This is a genomic window from Ilumatobacter sp. (genome assembly GCF_046290335.1).
Lineage (GTDB): Bacteria > Actinomycetota > Acidimicrobiia > Acidimicrobiales > Ilumatobacteraceae > Ilumatobacter_A.
Genome location: NZ_JBKAGH010000001.1, coordinates 1,463,960 through 1,482,040, shown reverse-complemented (window position 1 = coordinate 1,482,040; position 18,081 = coordinate 1,463,960). Strand labels below are relative to the sequence as shown.

General features: G+C 64.4%; 18 protein-coding genes. 6 read left to right on the top strand and 12 right to left on the bottom strand.

Features of this window, described 5'->3' with window-relative positions; translation table 11 throughout:
• Positions 1-67: 67 nt before the first annotated feature.
• The 9 genes from ACE37B_RS06635 to ACE37B_RS06595 form a co-directional block, all read right to left on the bottom strand.
• A complete protein-coding gene (locus ACE37B_RS06635; RefSeq protein ID WP_409922489.1) occupies positions 68-1,411 on the bottom strand; it encodes a tetratricopeptide repeat protein in 1,344 nt (447 codons plus the stop codon).
• On the bottom strand, positions 1,408-2,403 hold the full coding sequence (locus ACE37B_RS06630; protein ID WP_409922901.1) for a zf-HC2 domain-containing protein: 996 nt from the start codon (positions 2,401-2,403) through the stop codon (positions 1,408-1,410). The genes ACE37B_RS06635 and ACE37B_RS06630 overlap by 4 nt, the downstream gene beginning before the upstream one ends.
• Positions 2,404-2,917: 514 nt before the next feature.
• Entirely contained in the window at positions 2,918-3,613 is a 696-nt protein-coding gene (locus ACE37B_RS06625) for a CPBP family intramembrane glutamic endopeptidase (protein WP_409922488.1), read from the bottom strand.
• A gap of 85 nt (positions 3,614-3,698) precedes the next feature.
• Positions 3,699-4,649, bottom strand: coding sequence for an undecaprenyl-diphosphate phosphatase (locus tag ACE37B_RS06620; RefSeq protein ID WP_409922487.1), 951 nt, complete (start codon positions 4,647-4,649; stop codon positions 3,699-3,701).
• A 57-nt stretch (positions 4,650-4,706) separates the two neighbouring features.
• Positions 4,707-5,924, bottom strand: a complete 1,218-nt coding sequence (locus ACE37B_RS06615; protein WP_409922486.1) for a peptidoglycan DD-metalloendopeptidase family protein — start codon at positions 5,922-5,924, stop codon at positions 4,707-4,709.
• A gap of 216 nt (positions 5,925-6,140) precedes the next feature.
• Positions 6,141-6,998: a cytochrome c oxidase assembly protein gene (locus ACE37B_RS06610; RefSeq protein ID WP_409922485.1), complete on the bottom strand. Its 858-nt coding sequence runs from the start codon at positions 6,996-6,998 to the stop codon at positions 6,141-6,143.
• Positions 6,995-7,627, bottom strand: coding sequence for a vitamin K epoxide reductase family protein (locus ACE37B_RS06605; RefSeq protein ID WP_409922484.1), 633 nt, complete (start codon positions 7,625-7,627; stop codon positions 6,995-6,997). Before ACE37B_RS06605 ends, ACE37B_RS06610 begins: the two co-directional genes overlap by 4 nt.
• A gap of 43 nt (positions 7,628-7,670) precedes the next feature.
• Positions 7,671-8,309, bottom strand: a complete 639-nt coding sequence (locus tag ACE37B_RS06600; protein ID WP_409922483.1) for a DsbA family protein — start codon at positions 8,307-8,309, stop codon at positions 7,671-7,673.
• A gap of 213 nt (positions 8,310-8,522) precedes the next feature.
• Positions 8,523-9,230: a DUF305 domain-containing protein gene (locus ACE37B_RS06595; RefSeq protein ID WP_409922482.1), complete on the bottom strand. Its 708-nt coding sequence runs from the start codon at positions 9,228-9,230 to the stop codon at positions 8,523-8,525.
• A 152-nt stretch (positions 9,231-9,382) separates the two neighbouring features.
• Here ACE37B_RS06595 and ACE37B_RS06590 point away from each other — a divergent pair, with 152 nt between their 5' ends.
• From ACE37B_RS06590 to ACE37B_RS06575, 4 genes are all read left to right on the top strand, one after another.
• Positions 9,383-10,291 (top strand): hypothetical protein, encoded by a 909-nt coding sequence (locus ACE37B_RS06590; RefSeq protein ID WP_409922481.1) that lies wholly within the window; start codon positions 9,383-9,385, stop codon positions 10,289-10,291.
• Between the two features lie 41 nt (positions 10,292-10,332).
• Positions 10,333-11,079 (top strand): DUF1775 domain-containing protein, encoded by a 747-nt coding sequence (locus ACE37B_RS06585; RefSeq protein WP_409922480.1) that lies wholly within the window; start codon positions 10,333-10,335, stop codon positions 11,077-11,079.
• A complete protein-coding gene (locus ACE37B_RS06580; protein ID WP_409922479.1) occupies positions 11,076-12,740 on the top strand; it encodes a copper resistance CopC/CopD family protein in 1,665 nt (554 codons plus the stop codon). The genes ACE37B_RS06585 and ACE37B_RS06580 overlap by 4 nt, the downstream gene beginning before the upstream one ends.
• Before the next feature lie 83 nt (positions 12,741-12,823).
• Entirely contained in the window at positions 12,824-13,651 is an 828-nt protein-coding gene (locus tag ACE37B_RS06575; RefSeq protein WP_409922478.1) for a hypothetical protein, read from the top strand.
• Positions 13,652-13,805: 154 nt separating this feature from the next.
• Here the strand turns inward: ACE37B_RS06575 and ACE37B_RS06570 are convergent, their stop codons facing one another.
• Both ACE37B_RS06570 and ACE37B_RS06565 read right to left on the bottom strand, forming a co-directional pair.
• The gene (locus ACE37B_RS06570; RefSeq protein WP_409922477.1) at positions 13,806-14,699 is read right to left on the bottom strand and encodes an alpha/beta fold hydrolase; all 894 of its coding nucleotides are present in this window, start codon (positions 14,697-14,699) and stop codon (positions 13,806-13,808) included.
• Positions 14,700-14,736: 37 nt separating this feature from the next.
• The gene (locus ACE37B_RS06565) at positions 14,737-15,009 is read right to left on the bottom strand and encodes a hypothetical protein (RefSeq protein WP_409922476.1); all 273 of its coding nucleotides are present in this window, start codon (positions 15,007-15,009) and stop codon (positions 14,737-14,739) included.
• A gap of 463 nt (positions 15,010-15,472) precedes the next feature.
• Here ACE37B_RS06565 and ACE37B_RS06560 point away from each other — a divergent pair, with 463 nt between their 5' ends.
• Positions 15,473-16,639 carry an NlpC/P60 family protein gene (locus ACE37B_RS06560; RefSeq protein WP_409922475.1) on the top strand — a complete coding sequence of 389 codons (1,167 nt, stop codon included), beginning with the start codon at positions 15,473-15,475 and terminating at the stop codon, positions 16,637-16,639.
• A gap of 73 nt (positions 16,640-16,712) precedes the next feature.
• Here the strand turns inward: ACE37B_RS06560 and ACE37B_RS06555 are convergent, their stop codons facing one another.
• Positions 16,713-17,249, bottom strand: coding sequence for a hypothetical protein (locus tag ACE37B_RS06555; RefSeq protein ID WP_409922474.1), 537 nt, complete (start codon positions 17,247-17,249; stop codon positions 16,713-16,715).
• Between the two features lie 209 nt (positions 17,250-17,458).
• Between ACE37B_RS06555 and ACE37B_RS06550 the strand changes: the two genes are divergently transcribed.
• Positions 17,459-17,728, top strand: coding sequence for an ArsR/SmtB family transcription factor (locus ACE37B_RS06550; RefSeq protein ID WP_409922900.1), 270 nt, complete (start codon positions 17,459-17,461; stop codon positions 17,726-17,728).
• Positions 17,729-18,081: the final 353 nt, after the last annotated feature.

Genomic DNA, 18,081 nt, shown 5'->3' with positions numbered 1-18,081 from the left:
GGTCAGTTGCCGCTCGACCGCATCGATGCACCCGCTGGTGCGAGGTCGACGGCGAGCTGCGAGCCGCTCACGTCGCTGCGCCGAGTTGGGCCAGAGCGGATTTGGCGATCGGCACGTCAAGTGGGTCGAAGAACGGGTTGATCTCGAGCGCGCGTTCCAGGTCGGTGCGTGCGCCGTCCTCGTCGCCGAGGGCGAGCTTGATCATCCCGGCATGGAAATGGAACTGCGCGTTCGGGGTGCCTAACTGCAACGCCTGTTCACTGGCCTCGAGGGCGTCGTCGTAGCGACCGTTGGAGTAGAGCGCCCACGCATGGGCGTCGTGCATCGCAAGGAACGGTCGCACCGCAATGGCCCGCTCGGCTTCGCGCAGTGCGCGTTCGGGTTCGTCGTGGTCGGCGAGGAAGAGCACCGGTGCAGCGTCGTTCTCCACGCCGTTCTCCTCGAACAGCGCGAGCACCGCGTCGACCACCGCATACTGCTGTTCGGCCTCTTCCGTGCGCCCGAGTGACTCGAGCAGTTCGCCGTAGGCAACGAGGTACGACGGTTCGGGCGACGCCTCGACGAGTTCGGCGTAGTGGTCGAGCGCCGTCTGGTTCTGCCCGAGCGCCGCCTCGGCCCGAGCCTTGCCGTACAGCGCTGCGGCATCGTCGGGAGCGGAGTCGCGAGCCTGGTTGTAGAGGGTCAAGGCGTCACCGGGTTCGCCTGCGTTGAAGGCCAGATGACCGAGGATCGTGAGCGCGAAGGCGCGATCGGTGGGAGAGGCGGCGCCTTCGAGCGCTTGTTGCATCAGCGTGGTGGCGTAATTGACGTCATCGTTCAGTTCGGCGATGTAGGACGCCCGGCTGAACGACGAGGTGTCGGGCGACAGTTCGATCATCCGGTTGACCGAGGCCGCTGCCTCGTCGTATTCGCCGAGCTGGATTTGAGCATCGCTCAACGCACCCCACAGGATTGGGTTGAACGAGTTGATCTCCAGGCCGCGCTCGGCTTCGGTCTTTGCGTCGGCGAACCTGTGGCGGGCCGATGCGAGCACCGAGCGCCCGGCGTAGGCGAGGAAGTTGTCGTTGGGCTCGACGGCGAACGACTCGTCGAGGGCACGCTCAGCACGCGGATACAGCGACGGGTCGGCGACGACACGAGCCTGTTGCACGTAAGCGATACCGAGCGTGGCCCAAGCGACGTGGTCACCCGGGACGGCTTCGACGCGAACGCGAAGTTGTTCGACGAGGCCGTCGAGCGTGGCGGCCGGCGGGCCGGCGACCACGTTCGGTGCGAGCACCTCGGCATCGGCGGCCGTCTCGATCTCGTCGGAATCCGACTCCGAGGACTTCGACGCAGCAAACGCTCCGACGGCGATCAGTGCGACAGCCAGGACGCTCGCTGTGACGATCATGCGGGTGCGACGTTTCATGAGAGCAGCTCGGTTCGGGGCTGACTCTGGATCACCAAATCTCGCGGCAGGATAGGCGACGAACCCGCTCCGGGGAGCGCAAGTCTGTCGTCATTCGTCCATCGTGCATTCAAGCCACGCTCTCCTATGCCTGATCGGGCCCTTACGCCAGGCTTCTGAGGATTTGGGGCTTCTCGAACGTGCGCGCGTGGCCATGCACCAGGTCCATGATGGCGAACAATGCCAGGGAACTCGGGGTGTACCGCTGGCCAGGCACGCCGAGCTCCGATAGCTGATTCTCCAGGAGCCCGTCGTGGCCGAGACGCTCGATCAACTCCAACGATGGTTGACTCTCCTGGAGCCGCATGATTGCTGCGGCCGACCGACCGACACGACCTTCGTTGTCGACGCCGGAGTCGGCTGGCTCGTGGCGACGGCAGCGCTGATGGCGCGACGGGGCGGGAGACGGCCCACACGAGCGCCAAACCGATCATCTGCGAAACGTGATGGATCCCACCGCCCGTCGTCAAGTTCTCGTTGACGACGTCGATCATCGCAAAGACCGGGATCGCAATGCCGAGTGCGAGCGCAACGGGCAGTAACCCACGTGCGAGCCCGGGCCGCCACGCCGCAAGCAGCACCGCGACAGCGAACGCTGCACCAAAGGCACCGAGGTGTTGGGTGTCGTGGATCGGCGACGCGTCACGGCCGGCCAGCACGCCGGTCAACGCGAAGACCAGCTCGACTGCAGCCAGAACCGCCAGGCTGAGGCGGGCGGACTGGCACGGCCATCGAGGCACGTTGCGGCTGCGGGCCACAGCCACAGTCGCGATGTCGGGAACCGTCTCGCCGACACGCACCCTCACGGTGCGTGTCGCCAAGCCGACCGACGCCCACCGACGCGAGCATTCCGAGCACTGCTCAAGGTGACGGTTAGCGTTCGCCGCCTCGCCGGCATCGGCTTCCTGATCGAGCTGCGCGGACAGAGTCTCACTCGCCGTGTTGCACTCCATGGCCACGAGTGGCCCCAGATGCCCGTTCAGTTCCATCTCGTCGCCGACGTTTTGATTCCACGATTGTTGTCCTGCGTGGCATTTGCGACCGCTACCGGCACACCGAGCCCGAATGTTCGACCGTGACGCAACTGCTCGTGCGGGTCGCGACGGCGATGACGTGGCGCTCGACCGGTTCGTCCGCGAGGTCCAGACCGACGTCTGGCGGTTCGCCACATACCTCACCCGCCCCGAGGGCAGCGACGACCTCGCCCAGGAAGCGATGTTTCGCGTGATCACGAACTTGCACCACTGGGAACCGCAGCCCGATGCCGACGTGGGTCCTCGGCGCCACCCGCAACGTCTGCCGCCGAGACATCCGCCGCCGAACCGTTCGTCGCACCGACGCCGTAGCCGAGCCTGCAGTCAGCCCTGTTGGGTGCCGCTGGCTGCTGAGACACGATCGCTGAGGTCAGTAATCGAAAATGACGTCGGGGTCGCTTTCGGGTACCTACCGACGCCGATCTCTGAGCGATCAGAATGCGAGGAGCAGCCCGGCGGCGTTGAAGCCGACATGGAGAGCGATCGGTGCTCCGATCCGCCCTGTGACAAGCATCGCAGCGCCGACCGCCAGTGCGAACAGGGCGAGGCCGGGATACTCGACGGGACGCAGGTGGATGGCGGTGAACAGTCCTGCCACGACCAGCCAACTGGCGACGCGAGTGAACCGTGTGGTGAGCCAGCGTTGAAGGAAACCCCGATACACGAGTTCCTCGACGACCGGGGCTCCGATCACGACCATCAAGACCAGGACGATTGTCGAGAATCCACCTGCACGATCGACGAGGTTTCGTGCGTTGTCCTGAATCCGCGCGTCGGAGAACGTGTCGGGCCAGATCGATCTCAATGGCGCGTACAGAATTGGCACCGCAACCAGTTGGATGAACACTCCGACCGGGATGAACAGCGCATCGCCGACCTTGGCGGAGACTTGAAAGTCGGCCAGGAAGCTGTCCGTGCCGACCCGACGCGAGAAGACCACCAGCATCACGATCAGCACACTCCACGACGCAAGCGTCGCTACCCCGAGCAGCGGAATCGGGATGTCGGTTGCGTCGCTCCCGGACCCGGCTGCGCTGATCACGAGCAGCGACGCGAACTGTGCAATCACCCATCCGATTGCCCAGTAGCCGACCGCCAGCTGCGCCCCGTCCGACTTCTCGGCGCTCACGGTCGCAGCGCCCGCTCGATTGCCCCGACACAACCGCTGGGCGACTTTGGGCTCGACCCACTCCGGCCAGATACGGGCACCATTGTCACCCAGCGGACGTCACCACGGCGACGACCGTGACGAGCGCAGCGATACACAGCCGGTAGTAGCCGAAGACGGCCAGAGGGTGCTTCTCCAGATACCCGACCATCCACCTGACTGCCGCCCAGGCGGTGGCGGCAGCGGTTGTGACCCCGGCAAGAGTGCTGAGGAGTCCGAACTGTTGGAGGATCACCTCACCGTCCACGAACAGTTGGTATGCGGTGGCCGCGCCGAGGGTGATGAGACCGAGCAGAAAGCTGAATTCCACGGCTGCAGACAGAGTCAAGCCAACAGCAAGCGCAGCAAGAATCGTGACGAGACTCCGACTCGTGCCTGGCCACAGTGCCAGCGTCTGAGCGAGTCCGATGATCAGCCCATCGCGCATGGTCAGGGACTCGAAAGGCCGGTGGCCCGATGGCGTCGTGAGGCGCGGCCAGAGCAGGGCGAATGCGCCGACGACCCATGCAGCGACGATCGGCCACGTCGAGAACAAGCGGTCCTTGATGAGATCGCCGAACACCAGCCCGATGACAGCGGCGGGCGTGAACGCAGCAACCAGCGCAAACGCGGCGGAGTTGCCCGCACGACGACGTCGCAGAAGTGATGTGGACAGCGACACGAGACGGTTGCGGTACAGGCCGGCAACGGCTGCGATCGCTCCGATCTGGATGACAATTGCGTAGGCATCCGCCGCTCGTTGTCCGTCGTTGGACGACGTGAGGCCGAGGGCGTCTTGCACGACGGCGAGGTGAGCGGTCGAGCTGACCGGCAGATACTCGGTGACGCCCTCAACGATGCCGAGCAGGATTGCCTCACCGAGCGACAACTTGTTGTCGCCAGCACTGGTCACGGCGGCCACGACCACCATCGCCACGATGACGACGGCAAGAGAAGAGAGCAACCTGGTGCGGCGAGTGTGGTTGTCGGCCGCGCCGTGTTCGGTGTCGGCGATCATTGAGTAGTGCGCCGAGTCGGCTTCGTGACGTCGCCTGATTGCGGACCGCTCGTACGGCTATCCGCAGGCACGGCGTGCGTACGGGTATGGGTTCACGGCTTGACCACCGCCGGGGTGCACTTGGAGATGTAGATGGTTTGCCGACGTGTTGCCGGTCTTGCCGACGTAGCCGATCACCTCACCCTTCGACACAGTACGGCTCGACCCTTCCCAGCTGCTGAGGTGTGCGTAGTAGTAGCGCGTACCGCTCGCTCCGTACAGGCGCACAGTGTTGCCGCCGAGACCGTTCGTCTTGAACTCGACTCGACCAGCCTCCATAGCGACCAACGGGGTGCCGCCTGGCGACATCATGTCGACACCTTCGTGGCTGCGACCACCAGATCGTGGAGCGCCCCAGGTGTCGGCGAACGAACGCGGCCCGGCAATCGGGCAGGCCAGGTTGCTGCCGGTGTCAGTGGACGGTGGAGTCGGCGGCGCTGGTTCCGGCGCGGGAGCGGGTTCGGGCGCAGGAGCTGGTGCAGCTGCGGGCGGGTCGGTTGTTGCCGAAGGTGACTGGTCGGTCGGCTGCGAGGCGGCCTCGGGAGTCGGGTCGGGACCGGTTGTTGCGGGCTGATCCGGAGTTACTGCCTGCGCGGCAACCGGAGCGGCGGGTGCGACTGCACGCTGGGCAGCAGCCTCACGCTCGGCGGCCTCGCGGTCGAGGCGCTCGCGTTCTTCGCGTTCACGGCGCTGCGCATCGAGCTCGTGCTGGACGGCTTCGTCCTGCAGGCGCTGCGCTTCGATCTCGCCCAGCCGCACGACCTCTTCCTCGGCCGCCAGTTGGAGCGCGACATAGGACTCGGCGGCTTCGCGGGCGTCGCTGCGCTGAGAATCCAGCGCGTCGCGCTGCTCGTTGATCTCCTTCATCGCTGCGTCGAAGTCATCGAGGTCGACGTTGGCCGTGTCACTCGCGACGGAGCTGTAGACGCGCGCAGTCAGCGAACTCGTGGCATCGTCGAGGTCGATCAGGAGCGGGAAGTCACTCGGACCGCCACCGACAAACCGGCGTATCGCCTGGAACTCGAGACCTTCCCGCATCGCTTCCGCTTCGCTTTCGACCTGCGCGAGGTCGACCTCGGCTGCAGCAATGGCGATCTGCAGCGCATCGATCTCGGATTCCTTGTCGAAGAAGGCCTGCGCCGCAGCGTCGGCCCGGTCTCGAGCTGCCTGGATCTCAGCAGCGGCGTCTTGGGCTGCCGAACCGCCATGATCGGCGTTGGCGACTGAGGACGTCACGCCGAGGAACAACATGACCGACGCGATGGCGGCACCTGTCTTGCGCAGACGGGATCGACACGTCCGTGTTTGCTCAGGGTGCTTCATATGGGTCGAAAAGATAACAGTTGTATTGCGATCAGATGACAATTCAACGGTGACATATCAGCAGAAGGTCTGGGGAACTCAGCTCGCCTCTGAAGCCACCGAGCGCCACCGAGGCACGACGACAGCTGATCATGTGTCATGAGACGGTTCCATCGCGCGCCGGACGCTCGGTTCTGAGTCGATCGTGTTTCGTTCGTTCGTCGCCCATCGAGCGAAAATCCCGATGATGAAGCTCCACAGGATGATTCCGCCACCGATTTTCATCAACGCTCCCGCGATCTGGAGATCGAGCACCGGCGAGATCCCCCACAACCGCGGTGCGTCAGCGTAGGACGGGTAGAACGCCGTCTCGGTCCACGTCAAGAACGAAGCGGGCACTGTTGGTGCGATCGTCGCAGCAATCAGATAAGCGATTTTCGCGGGCGGTTGCAAGGGCTTGATGAACGGCTCGCTGCCGAGGATCGGGAGCCAGAACACTCCACCGGCCACGACCCAGAGAGCGTGCAGCGTGAAGTGAACGACAGAGTTTGACGAGTAGAGGGCGACAACGCTGGGAAGATGGGTGCCAACGAGCACAGCCTGAAAGAAAATCAGCGCCACCGGAGCGCTGTACACCACTCGGAACACTCCGCGAACAGGGTGAGTCAGCTCACACAGCAGCCAGGAGGGAAGCCCGGTGACGAGCAACGGTGCAGAGATCATCGTGATCAGCAGGAACTGCACGATGTGCGCGCTGAACAGAAAATCGTCTCCGAGCCTGTCCAACGGCCAATCCACGGCGATCCAGAGCATGACGACTCCGAATGTGAACCGGCTTCGCTGGGCGACGCCCGGCATCGGTGGGGCGTCGGCAAGCCGAGGTCGGAGCTTCACGAGCGACCACCAGTAGGCGAGGGCGAGACCCGCCACCAGGATCCACACCTCCGGCCTGGGCTCCCAACCCCACGGCGACGCCGGTCGAGCGACGTCGGCAACCGAGACGATCATGCGAGCGTGGCCCAGTAGTACCAGAATCGCACCGTGATCAGGCCGCCAACGGCGAGGAACCAGCCGGTCAGAACGACGCCGTGATAGCTGACAGTCCACCGATACCAGCGAGGTGTCGTCGTGTCACTTGTGACCGACGCGAGGACATGGAGCAACGTGTACCAGAACACGGCGATTGTGACCGCCCAGACCACCATGCAGTACGGGCACAACGCTCCGATCCGATACAGGCTCTGGAATATCAACCAGTGCACGAAGACGACGCCCGCTGCGCTTCCCGCGAGCAATGCGCGCCAGAACCAGCGAGCGAACTGCGCTCCGGCAATGACGGCCGCACCGGCGGTCGCGACCACCGCAAAGCCGGCGAGACCGATGATCGGGTTGGGAAAGCCGAACGCCTCGGCCTGAGGGGTGTTCATGATCGAACCGCAACTCAAAATGGGGTTGATGCTGCAACTCGGCACGTATGACGGATCCTGGAGGATCCGGACCTTCTCGACCAGCAGCACTGCGGCCATAGCGACACCGAGCGAACCCAATGTCAACAACAGCCACCCGAATGCCATACCGCGCACAGGGGCAACCGGGCGTTCCTGACTCTGCTCGAGCCCGGAGATCCCGACGTGCATCTCACCCGCGCGACGCCGCTCGCTTCGGGCGCGGGCGAGTGTTTCAGCTGGCGAGGGCGGCATCGACTTGTGCGATCAGTTCCTCGAACGAAGACGGCTGGATCTGCTCGCCGTCGAGGAAGAAGGTCGGCGTTCCTGACACACCCAGTTCGATGCCATCGGCCTTGTCGCGCCGGATCAACTCGATGGTCGCATCTGCGTCGTAGACGGCAGCGAACGCGGCCATGTCGAGTTCGAGGTCTTCGGCCAAGCCGAAGAAGACCTCTCGTTGTGACGATGACTTCTCCCCCCACTCGGGCTGGGTTTCGAACAGCAGGTCGTACATCGCTTCGAACTCGCCTTGTGCAGCTGCCGCTTCGGCAGCGCGGGCTGCCCCTTCGGAGTTCTCGTGGAGCGGGAAGTTGCGAACCACGAATGTGACCCGATCTCCGTACAGGTCGCGGAGTTCCTCGATCGCCGGGTGAGCAGCACGGCACGCCTCGCACTCGAAGTCCAAGAACTCGACGAACGTCGTGTCGGTGTCACCGAGCGACAGCACCTGGCTGTCGGAGCGCACCAGGCGATCGTCGCCGTCGGCCGTCGGCGCAGCGGCGGGCCCGTCGCCCCCGACCAGCAGCGCGACGACGACAGCGACGATCGCTACGGCGGCCAGCCCACCCGAGAATCTCAGGTTGCGGCTCATCGTCGCGTTCCCACGATGCCAACACCCGGCGACCCGACGATCCCGTTCCATCGCCGCCCGATACACGAGCGGGGGTTCGATGTCGACAGACTGCACTCCATACCAGACCAGTGGCGCCAGACCTCGGATTGGTTCCCCGCCCAACAAACGACCTGGCGTATGTCACACGCTGCTTCGAAGCGCAGGTGAAACGGGCAGGGTAGAAGGCTGTGATCAGCCGAGCCCGAGGCGATCCCACGCCGCCTGATACTCGACGATCTCGACCGCCTGATTGCGAGACACGTTGGCTGCGAAGTCTGTGATCTCCTTGCGCGCTCCGTTCAGCTTGGCGTGATCGCCCATGTGAATGGCGCCAAGGTGATGGTCAGCCATCAACTGGAAGAACAGACGGTCGGCGTCCTCGCCCGTCGCCGCGTCGAGTTCGTCCAGCCGTTCCTGCGACTGCATCCCGGGCATCTCAGCGACCGGGACCGGCTCGTCCATCCATTCCATCGCAGTGCGGTCCGGTTCGCCGATGCTGTAACCCTCCTCGGCCAGCCAACCCTTCATCCATCCGATCTCGATCTGCTGGTACAGCAGAACCTCACTCGCATACGCAGAAGCTCCGACATTGGATCGTTCGTCGAGGTAGGTGTTCGCAATCAGGAGCGCCTGTTCATGGTGGTCGAGCATGTCGCGAAGGAACCCGACATCGACCGCGTTCATCGGCTGTGGTGCTGGGTCGTCGGCTCGCACTGCCCACACCGCAGCTGCGGCGAACGCCGCGGTCAACACGGCGCCGACGAGGGCAACCAGCAGGATGCGATACAAGCGTTCAACAGCCGCATCAGACACGCCTCCACCCAAATCGGCTGCGGGGCCCGATGAGGAGCTGTCGCGGTCGGCAACCATCGGCGGGTCGGTCCGATCGGTGAGCGTCATCGAGCCTCTCCATTGCTGTGCGAATCTCGTCCAAAAGTTTGAGCGCTGGAGCCGTGGCGGCGTTCGCCCGGGACGGTGACGTCGATCACGAACCCGATTGTACGACGACACCGACGCCGTGTCGGCGCGGCGAACACCTACGATTCGGCAACGTGAACCTCAGCACGCACCGATCGATCAGCCGCCGGCTCTTCCTCGCCAGCACCGGCGGAGCCTTGCTCGCAGCGTGCGGGTCCAGCAACGACACGTCTGCCCCACAAGACGCAACCGAATCCAGTGCCGCCAGCAACGGCGACGCCTCGAACAGTGACGGTGATGACTTCGCTTTGATCCGCTACTTCGCCGATCCCAGCATCACGGCCGGCCTCGACCGGCGTCTTGCGCTCGGCGTCGCCGACATCGACGGCACACTCCGCCCCGACGGGCCCGACGAACTGCGCGCCGGGCTCCTCGACGAAAACGGTGATCTCATCGTCGAGGTCGTCGGCCAGCGACGGACAGAATCCGTTGCACTGCCCTACTACGAATTCCGAGTCGACGTCGCCGAGCCTGCCCTCTACACGCTGCGGGTCGATGTCGACGGGGGCAGAGCTGACGCGTCGTTCACCGTCATCGAAGCTGGTGCGCTGCCCTTCCCCGGTCCGGGCGATCGACTCGAGCCCTTCGACACACCAACCACGACCGACGCTCGCGGCGTCGACCCGATCTGTACACGCGAGCCAGGCTGTCCATTCCACGGCGTGACATTGACCGAAGCGCTTGCCCTTGGGAAGCCGGTCGTCTACCTGATCGGCACACCGGCCTTTTGCCAGACCGGGACCTGCGGCCCGATCCTCGAACTGCTGATGGAAGTCTCCGGCGACTTCGACGACATGACGTTCCTTCACAGCGAAGTGTTCACCGACAACACCGCAACGACGACTGCGCCCGCCGTCGACGCTTCCGGCCTGACCTTCGAGCCAGCAATGTTCCTCGTCGGTGCCGATGGCGTCGTCGTCGAACGACTCGACGTCGTCGTCGACGTCAGCGAACTCCGCGAACGCATCGCCTTGATCGCCTAACGAACATCACTCCATTCGAATCCGACCCCGACACGATCGACATGCGCATCCGCCACGCCGCCATTGTTCTCCTCGCCACCGCGAGCACTCTTCTGGTCGCATCACCAGCGCTTGCGCACATCGATCCCGACCCCACCGAAGCACAAGCGGGGAGCCGACTGTCCGTTGGATTCACCGTCGAGCACGGCTGCGACGGCTCACCCACGACCTCGCTGGACATGCGCCTCCCCGACGGAATCACTGACGCCACGCCCGAACCACCGCAGGGATGGGAAGGCTCCGTGGCCGACAACGTCGTCACCTTCGTCGGCGGCCCCCTTCCCGACGATCAGGAGCTGACGTTCAACGTCGCGCTGACCCTGCCGGCGACACCGGACACCACCGTCTACTATCCGTTCGTACAGCGCTGTGAAGTCGGTGAAATCAGATGGATCGGTGTGCCCAGCGACGGCTCCGGCGACGAACTGGCCGAACCAGCGCCCGCCATGGCCCTGTTCGGACCGGTCGCCACGACGACGGCACCGGAGACCACGACGACGCTCGCGCCCGAAACGACAACGACGAGTTCCACAACACCATCGACCACCACCACGAACGCACCCGTCGTCACCGAAGCACCCGCCGCCACCGTCGGCGCTGACGCCTCCACAACGGTCGTCGACCTCACCGTCGATGCGAACGACAGTAGCGACGGCGGGGCCGGGCTGCTCGCCGCGATCGGCGTGGGCCTCGCCGTCATTGGCGCCGTCGGCGGCTCCGTGTACTTCCTCCGCCGGCAATCATCGTGAGTGCGTCGTGGCGTCGACTCGTCGCAGTGGTCACCATCTTGGTGGCTGCGTTGAGTTGGTCGAGCCCGGTGAACGCGCACGCCGACCTCGTGGAGACCGCACCGGGCAATCAGGTCGTACTCGACCAGTCGCCGCCCAAGATCGTGCTCACGTTCAGCGAGGCAATCGACCCGGTTGAACCTGGCGTACGCGTCGTCGATGCCGACGGCAACGAGATCGACCTGGGCTCGGCCGACCAATCACGTGGGTCCAACACACTCGGAGTCGTTGTCGATGTCGAACTCGCCGACGGGACCTACGTCGTCGCATGGCAGGCGCTGTCGGCGGACTCCCACAACATCCGCGGCGCGTTCACGTTCTCCGTCGGCGAAGCGTCCGCCACGCGATCCGGGCTCGTTGACGAGTTGTTCGCCACCAGCAGCGAATCACCGGGCGGTTCCGTCCCGCTCGCAATCGGCCGATTCGGCAGCTACGCAGGCATCGCTGTACTGCTCGGAGGATTGTTCGCCGCAACGGTGCTCGCACGACCGCAGCTCCGGACGCGCCGAGTTGGTCGACTCCTCGTGGCCGGCGTCGCGACTGCTGGTCTCGGAACTGCGGCAATGATCTCGGCACAAGCCAACCTGATCGGCTCGTCGGCACTCGACTGGTCAGCTGTTGCAGGGACCCAGTCAGGGCAGTGGTGGGTTCTGCGTCTGGGTGCGATCCTCGCCTTCGTGCCGCTCGTCGTGTGGCGCCACCGACTGCCTTCGCGAATCGGTGGAGCAGTCATGGCTGTCGCCGGTCTCGCGCTCCTGGCGATCGTGAGCGCCGGCGGCCACGCCGTCACCGGTCGGTGGGTGCCGCTCGCCTACGCCGCCACCGTCGCCCACCTCGCAGCCATGACCATTTGGGTCGGTGGACTGACGCTGCTGGCCATCGGACTTCCCCGGAATCAGTTCTGGGAGACGGCCAACCGCTTCTCACCCTGGGCGCTCGGATCGGTGGCGGTTCTCGCGATCAGCGGCACCGTCAACGGCTGGCGCCAGATCGGCAGCGTCGCCGGCGTCACCGACTCCAGCTACGGCCGATGGCTGATCATCAAGATCGCACTCGTCGCCGGCGTCGTCGCATCCGCAGCGATCACGAGACGCCTCCTCAGCCGAGGCGATGTCGGCTCCACGGCGTCAGCACCTGCGCTCAGCGCCGCTCCGGGGCCGACCGCCACGAATTCAGGGTCAAACATCTCGACGGCGACACGCACGAGTGTCTTCGCCGAACTCGTCGGCATCGTGTTCGTCATCGCCGCAACATCGGGCCTCGTCAACTCCCCGCCTCCGGAACTCGACGAGCCCACCAACGAAACCGTGTCAGCCGTCCAGGGCGACCGCATCGCTCAGGTCGAACTCGAACCTGCCGTCACAGGCGGCACCGTCATGCACGTCACCATCACCTCGCCACGAGGAGGCCTCGATCGCGCCGACGAAATCACCGTCAATGCGGTGCTCGCCGCCGATCAAATCGGACCCATCGAGATCGAAACCATCCCCGCCAGCCCGAACCACGTCATCGCTGACAATGCCAACTTTCCCGTTCCCGGGCTCTGGACCATCGAGATCACCGCCCGCTACGGCGAATTCGACCAAATTGTCTTCAAGGTCGACGTCCCAGTCGAGACCTGACAGGACTTGTCATGTGGTCTCTTGATCTCACTGCGCGCCGGACTCAAGTCTCACGGCGCTCTCACCGACTGTTCATCGCGCTGATGACACGGGTCGTGACCCTCGTGGCGATCGCGGCGACGCTCGCTGCGTGTGCAGGTGACTCCCCCTCGATCTCGTCCGACGAGGCGGCACCGATCGTGGAACGCCTCACCGCCAGCCCCACGCCGCAGCGGTGGAACTTTTCTTACCAACCCGACAGTGCATCTCCCTACGTTGCCTGCCTGAACGGCCTGGACGAAGTTTCGGGTTCGATCGACGTGAACGTTGGAATGCTGCGCCTCGCCCCCGAACGTGATGCCCCAGCGCTGATCGTCACCGGAACATCGCTCCTGATTGCTGAGCCGAATCAGCCCAACTCGTGGCTGGAGATACCTCTCGGCCCGAGTGGGGATGAATCGCGCCTCGTCGGACTCTTCGGCGAAGCCCTCGCTGGCTACATCGTGACCGGAGTCAAGGCGCCCGACCTGAAAACCACCGTCCTTGCGGCAATCGACATCGCGACGTCGGTCGACACCACACCTGCTCCGTTCGGGCTCCCGGGCGACGCGATCGAGATCACGATCAACCCCGACCGCTACCTCGATGAACTTGCAGCCGGCGGTGTCACCGTCACGGATGAGGACCGCAACCGGATCCCGACGATCACCGCCGTGGTCGACCCGCTCGGACGGGTGACCGGCCTCGTTGTCGACCCTCCTGCGGCCGGGGACGATGCCGCTGTTGTCGAGCACCGAGACCGGTACGTCATCACTGCAACCTACGACCAACTCGAACCACTCGAACTGCCGGACGATTCGAGTCGGACCCGCATTGACCTCGACATCGCCGGCTATCCACGCCCCGACGCCTCGTGCACGCTCGGATCCTGAAGCAAGCGGAACCCGTCGATGCTCGCCGCTCTTTCTCGGTGGCCGCGCCTTCGGCGTTGACGCGTTCCAGGAAGTGGCTTGAACAGGTGTGGTTGCCAGCTCGATCTCTCCGTCGACGTCCCGCAGCGGTGCGTCGTTGGCCCCTACAGGCCTGCTAGAGGTTGTCGAGAGCGTCGAAGAGCAGCTCAGGGTGTTCGAGCGCGAGGTGGTGGCCCGAGTCTGGGACGTTGACGATCGTGGCGCTGCCAGAGCGTCTCGCGATGTGAGCTTGGTCGCCGATCGGATCGTCGGTGCCGTGGAATATCGTGACGGGGACACTCGACGGCAGGACACTTGTCCAATCGAAGTCGAGGATCAAGGCGCCGAGGGAGCCGCGGTAGGCCTCCCAGGTGTGGCGCGAGGCGCTCATGCTGACTGGGGACGGCCACCGGGGTGCCAGCGCTGCCATGACCCGGCTGCTGAGATCTCGATTGGCGCAGTTGGCGCGGCAGGCTTGTCGTGCCCATTTTGGATTGAGGGCGAAGAGACGTGCCATGGTGCCGTACTCCTTGCTGATGGATCGCCCCGCGCTGTTGTGTGGGTAAATCGGTGGCCCCCAGAGGTATACGTGTCGCGTTCGGTCCCGATGGCGGTCGGCCCATGTCAGCGCAATGGCGCTGGACATGGAATGAGCAGCGAGCACGATCTGAGAGCGATCCAGTGCGAGCGACTCGAGCGCTTGGTCGATTGCCGTTGCGTGCGCATCGATGTTGAACACTTCTCTGGCCTCATTACGTGAGCGTCCGAAGCCGAGGAGGTCGACGATCAAGATTCGTCGTTTACGGCTGAGCCCGTCGTAGAAAGCTCCGAAGTAGTCGCCGGTTGCTCCCAGACCGTGTAGTAGTAGGACAACCTCTTCATCAGTGCGCCCGGTCGGGCCGCTGTCGAGCACGCTCAGCGGTGCGGCTGTGTGCCGTGGGAACGATGAAGGGTTCCATCGACGTACGAGTGGTGAGGTGCGGTGAGCGATCTGCCAGGCCACAACCGTCGCTGCGATGACGGCGATCATTCCCACGATCATGACGACGAGCATGGCAACGAAGTCGTCAGGATGATGCTGCGACGAGCCATGCGGGTACGTCGAAGAACAGCATGATCGATCTGGCGAGGACCGTTGAGCGCCACTCGCCAAGCAAATCGGGTGAATCGTGATCGGCTTTGAGCGCGGGGAGGAATCGGAAGTGTTCGTAGACGCCAACGATGAATGGGAGGCTGACGGCTCTGGTCTGGATCAGCAAGATCTTGCCCAAGGGTGCGCCGGCGAACTCGTCGAAGGAGCCAAACTCGGGGAACGCAAGCGGCTGCGTTCGGCGCGACAATCTGCAGTCCATATCCAACGAGTGCTCTCAGAGTCACTGTTGGTTCCATGCGACATTCACCCACCTTGCCAGCGACCAATTCACGCGGCGCAACTTCAGTCGGCAGCGTTGGTCCATCGATCGATGCGGACAGCAAGCCGATCGCACAACAATGCGCCTGGAGGGGCGACGCACATCCGAGCTGAAGGCCGGACGGTTTCGGATCTCGTTCCTGCTGCTCGCCGCCGCCCTGGTCGGCTGTGCCGACGACTCACCTGTGATCGCTCCGGACGCCGCCCCGAGCGTGGACTCGCTGGCCAGCAGCCCGACGGCGAGCTATGACGAACTTCGGGTTGATCGCCGAGCGGTTCCAGCTGTGACGCGCGTTTCACGGAGTTTTCGACGCAGTGTCGTAACGAAGTCGTCATATTCGGTACAGTCGGCGCCCGTGAAGCACTTCCTTCGAGTCGCTCCGATCGCTGTCATGCTTTCCTTGGTCATTCCAGCCGTGTCGCCGCATTTGGCCTCAGCAAGCCCGGTCGATCAGCAGAGGGCCCGAGTCGAGAGCATCGTCGACGGGCTCGAACGCCTCGAGGAACAGGCCAGCCAGCTCGGTGAGGACTTCGTCGAGGCAATCGAACGCAAGGCCGAGCTCGACGAGGAGATCGTCGACCTCGACGCCTATATCACCGTCAAGGAGGCCGAGCTGACCGCGCTGCGCTCCGAGCTGGGCGACATGGCCGTTCGTTCGTTCGTCGGCTCGGGCACCACCTCGCTCGGACCGCTGTTCGAGGACGTCGGCGACGTTAACCACCGGCTGCAGCGCGATCAGTTCGCCCGAGTGGCACTGAGCGCCGCAGACATCAGCACCGACGATCTCGATGCTCTGGTCGCCGATCTCGAGGACGATCGTGCGTCGCTCGAGGACAAGGTTGCCGAGGCCGAAGATCTCGCCGACTCGCTCACCGCCGCCCAGGAGCAGACCGATCAGAAGACCCGCGAGTACGAGCAGGCGCGGATCGAAGCCGAGGCCGAACTCGGTGAGTTGATTGCCGAGGAGGAGGCACGGCGTGCCGCCGAGTCCGCCATCCGTGTCCAGGCCGAGCTCGAGGCTGCACAAGCGGCAGCTCAGGCCGAAGCTCCCCAGCAGAGCAGTTCGAACTCGAACTCCAGCGGTAGCTCGAACTCCGGTGGCAACAACGATTCCGGCGGCAATTCCAATTCCAATTCCGGTGGCGGCGGCGGATCTACCGCTCCAGCTCCCGCCCCCACGTCGGCCCCTCCGGCGCCGGCTCCCAGCTCTCGTTCGAGTGCCGCGATCAATGCGGCAATGGGCCAGCTGGGTGTGCCGTACAAGTACGCAACGTCGAATCCGGGTGTCTCGTTCGACTGCTCGGGTCTCACCGCCTACGCATGGGCCCAGGCCGGTGTCTACCTTCCGCACCAATCTCGTCAGCAATACGCCTCGATCCCCCACGTCGACAAGAGTGCGGCCCAGCCAGGCGACCTGCTCTTCTACTACAGCCCGATCAGCCACGTCGGCATCTACCTCGGCGGTGGAAAACTCGTACACGCACCGAACACCGGCAGCGTCGTGAATGTTGCCAACGTCAACTGGGGCAAAGTCTCTGGCGTCGGCCGCCCCGGCTAGGCAAGCTCGGTCGACTCGAACGAGGACGGGTTGCACGCCGTCTCGCACGATCTACGCAGATCCGAGTTGCGGGTCAAGAATCGTCGTCGTTCCCAACGCGGGCGAACTCATCGCAAGAGGCAACACGGCTCCGGTCCGCGTCGGTGAGTTCGGTGACGAGACGGTCGATGAGCAGTGCGCGGTCCGGCGCACGCAAACGCTCGTCGTGGAGTTCGGCGTGGACACCCGATGCCGCGACCGCCTCCAGGTCATCGATGACGTGTTCGATGTCATCATGCAGCACTTCGGTCTCCGCTCCGGCGTCCGAATCCGAACGGCACAGCCGGGCGACGACTTCAGCCGGCTCGATGTCATCGACGAACTGGCGCTCGAGGACACCCGCAGCGCCGAGTCCGAAGGACAAACCGCACACACCTCCAACGACGATGACTCCGGGACCCAGCGCAGCAAGTGCGGACCGTCTCGGTGACTGACCTGCGGAACTCGAGTGCTCGCTGACTTTGCCCTTCACATAGAGCAACGAGAGGCTGAACAGGCCAATGATTCCGCCCACGTAGGCGAAACCCCACGTATTGATCAGGCCGGTACCGCCATGGGCCAACAGGCTCACGACGGTGTCAAACGTGTCGTGCGTCGGCGGAGCGCAATGGCCGTGTCCGTGAGTTGCGTCAACACGTCGACGAGTATATCTTCATGTCTGTGCAGGTTTCTTCAGTGTCCGGAATTGATCGATGTGTCGAGACGCGGATCGACGAGGGGAGAGTCGTGGCCGTCGCCGCAAGTCTCGTCAGCGTCGATGAGGCCGTGGACCTCGCTGAGATGTTCAGGTTGCTGGGCGACCCCACACGTGTCCGCATCTTGTATGCGCTCTTGGAGGCTGGAGAGTTGTGCGTCTGCGACATCGCAGCCGTGGTCGACACGAACGAAACGAAAGTCTCCCAGGCGATGCGCCTCTTGCGTAGCGCCGGGGCCGTTCGGAATCGACGCGATGGACGCAACGTCTTCTACCGCCTCGACGATGCCCACGTACGAATGCTGCTCGACCTGTCGCGCGAACACCTCGCGCACACCGTCTCGGAGAACTCATGACCGTGGTCGGGCTCCGCATCGAGTCGATCCTTCGAGCCTCCGGACTTGGCGTGGCGAGTAGCCGCTGCAGCAGTCCGATCGGGACCCCCGCCTGATGGCGATCCGTCAACCTCTTTCTGACGCGATTCGGTATCGAATCGGCGAACTCCTCGCGGACGCGAGCCACGCTCGACGGAACGGCAACACGCCCAACGCCTGGCAACAACTCGAAGACGCGGTCGTTGCATGGATCAGGTTCGTGGCGTGGATCCTCGTCGCTTTCGTTGCCCGATCGGTCAGCACAGGCGGTCCACCGGCGACAGCGGAATTCGTGCAGACGGATTGCGCTCCGCAGCGGGATCGGTCGAGTGGTG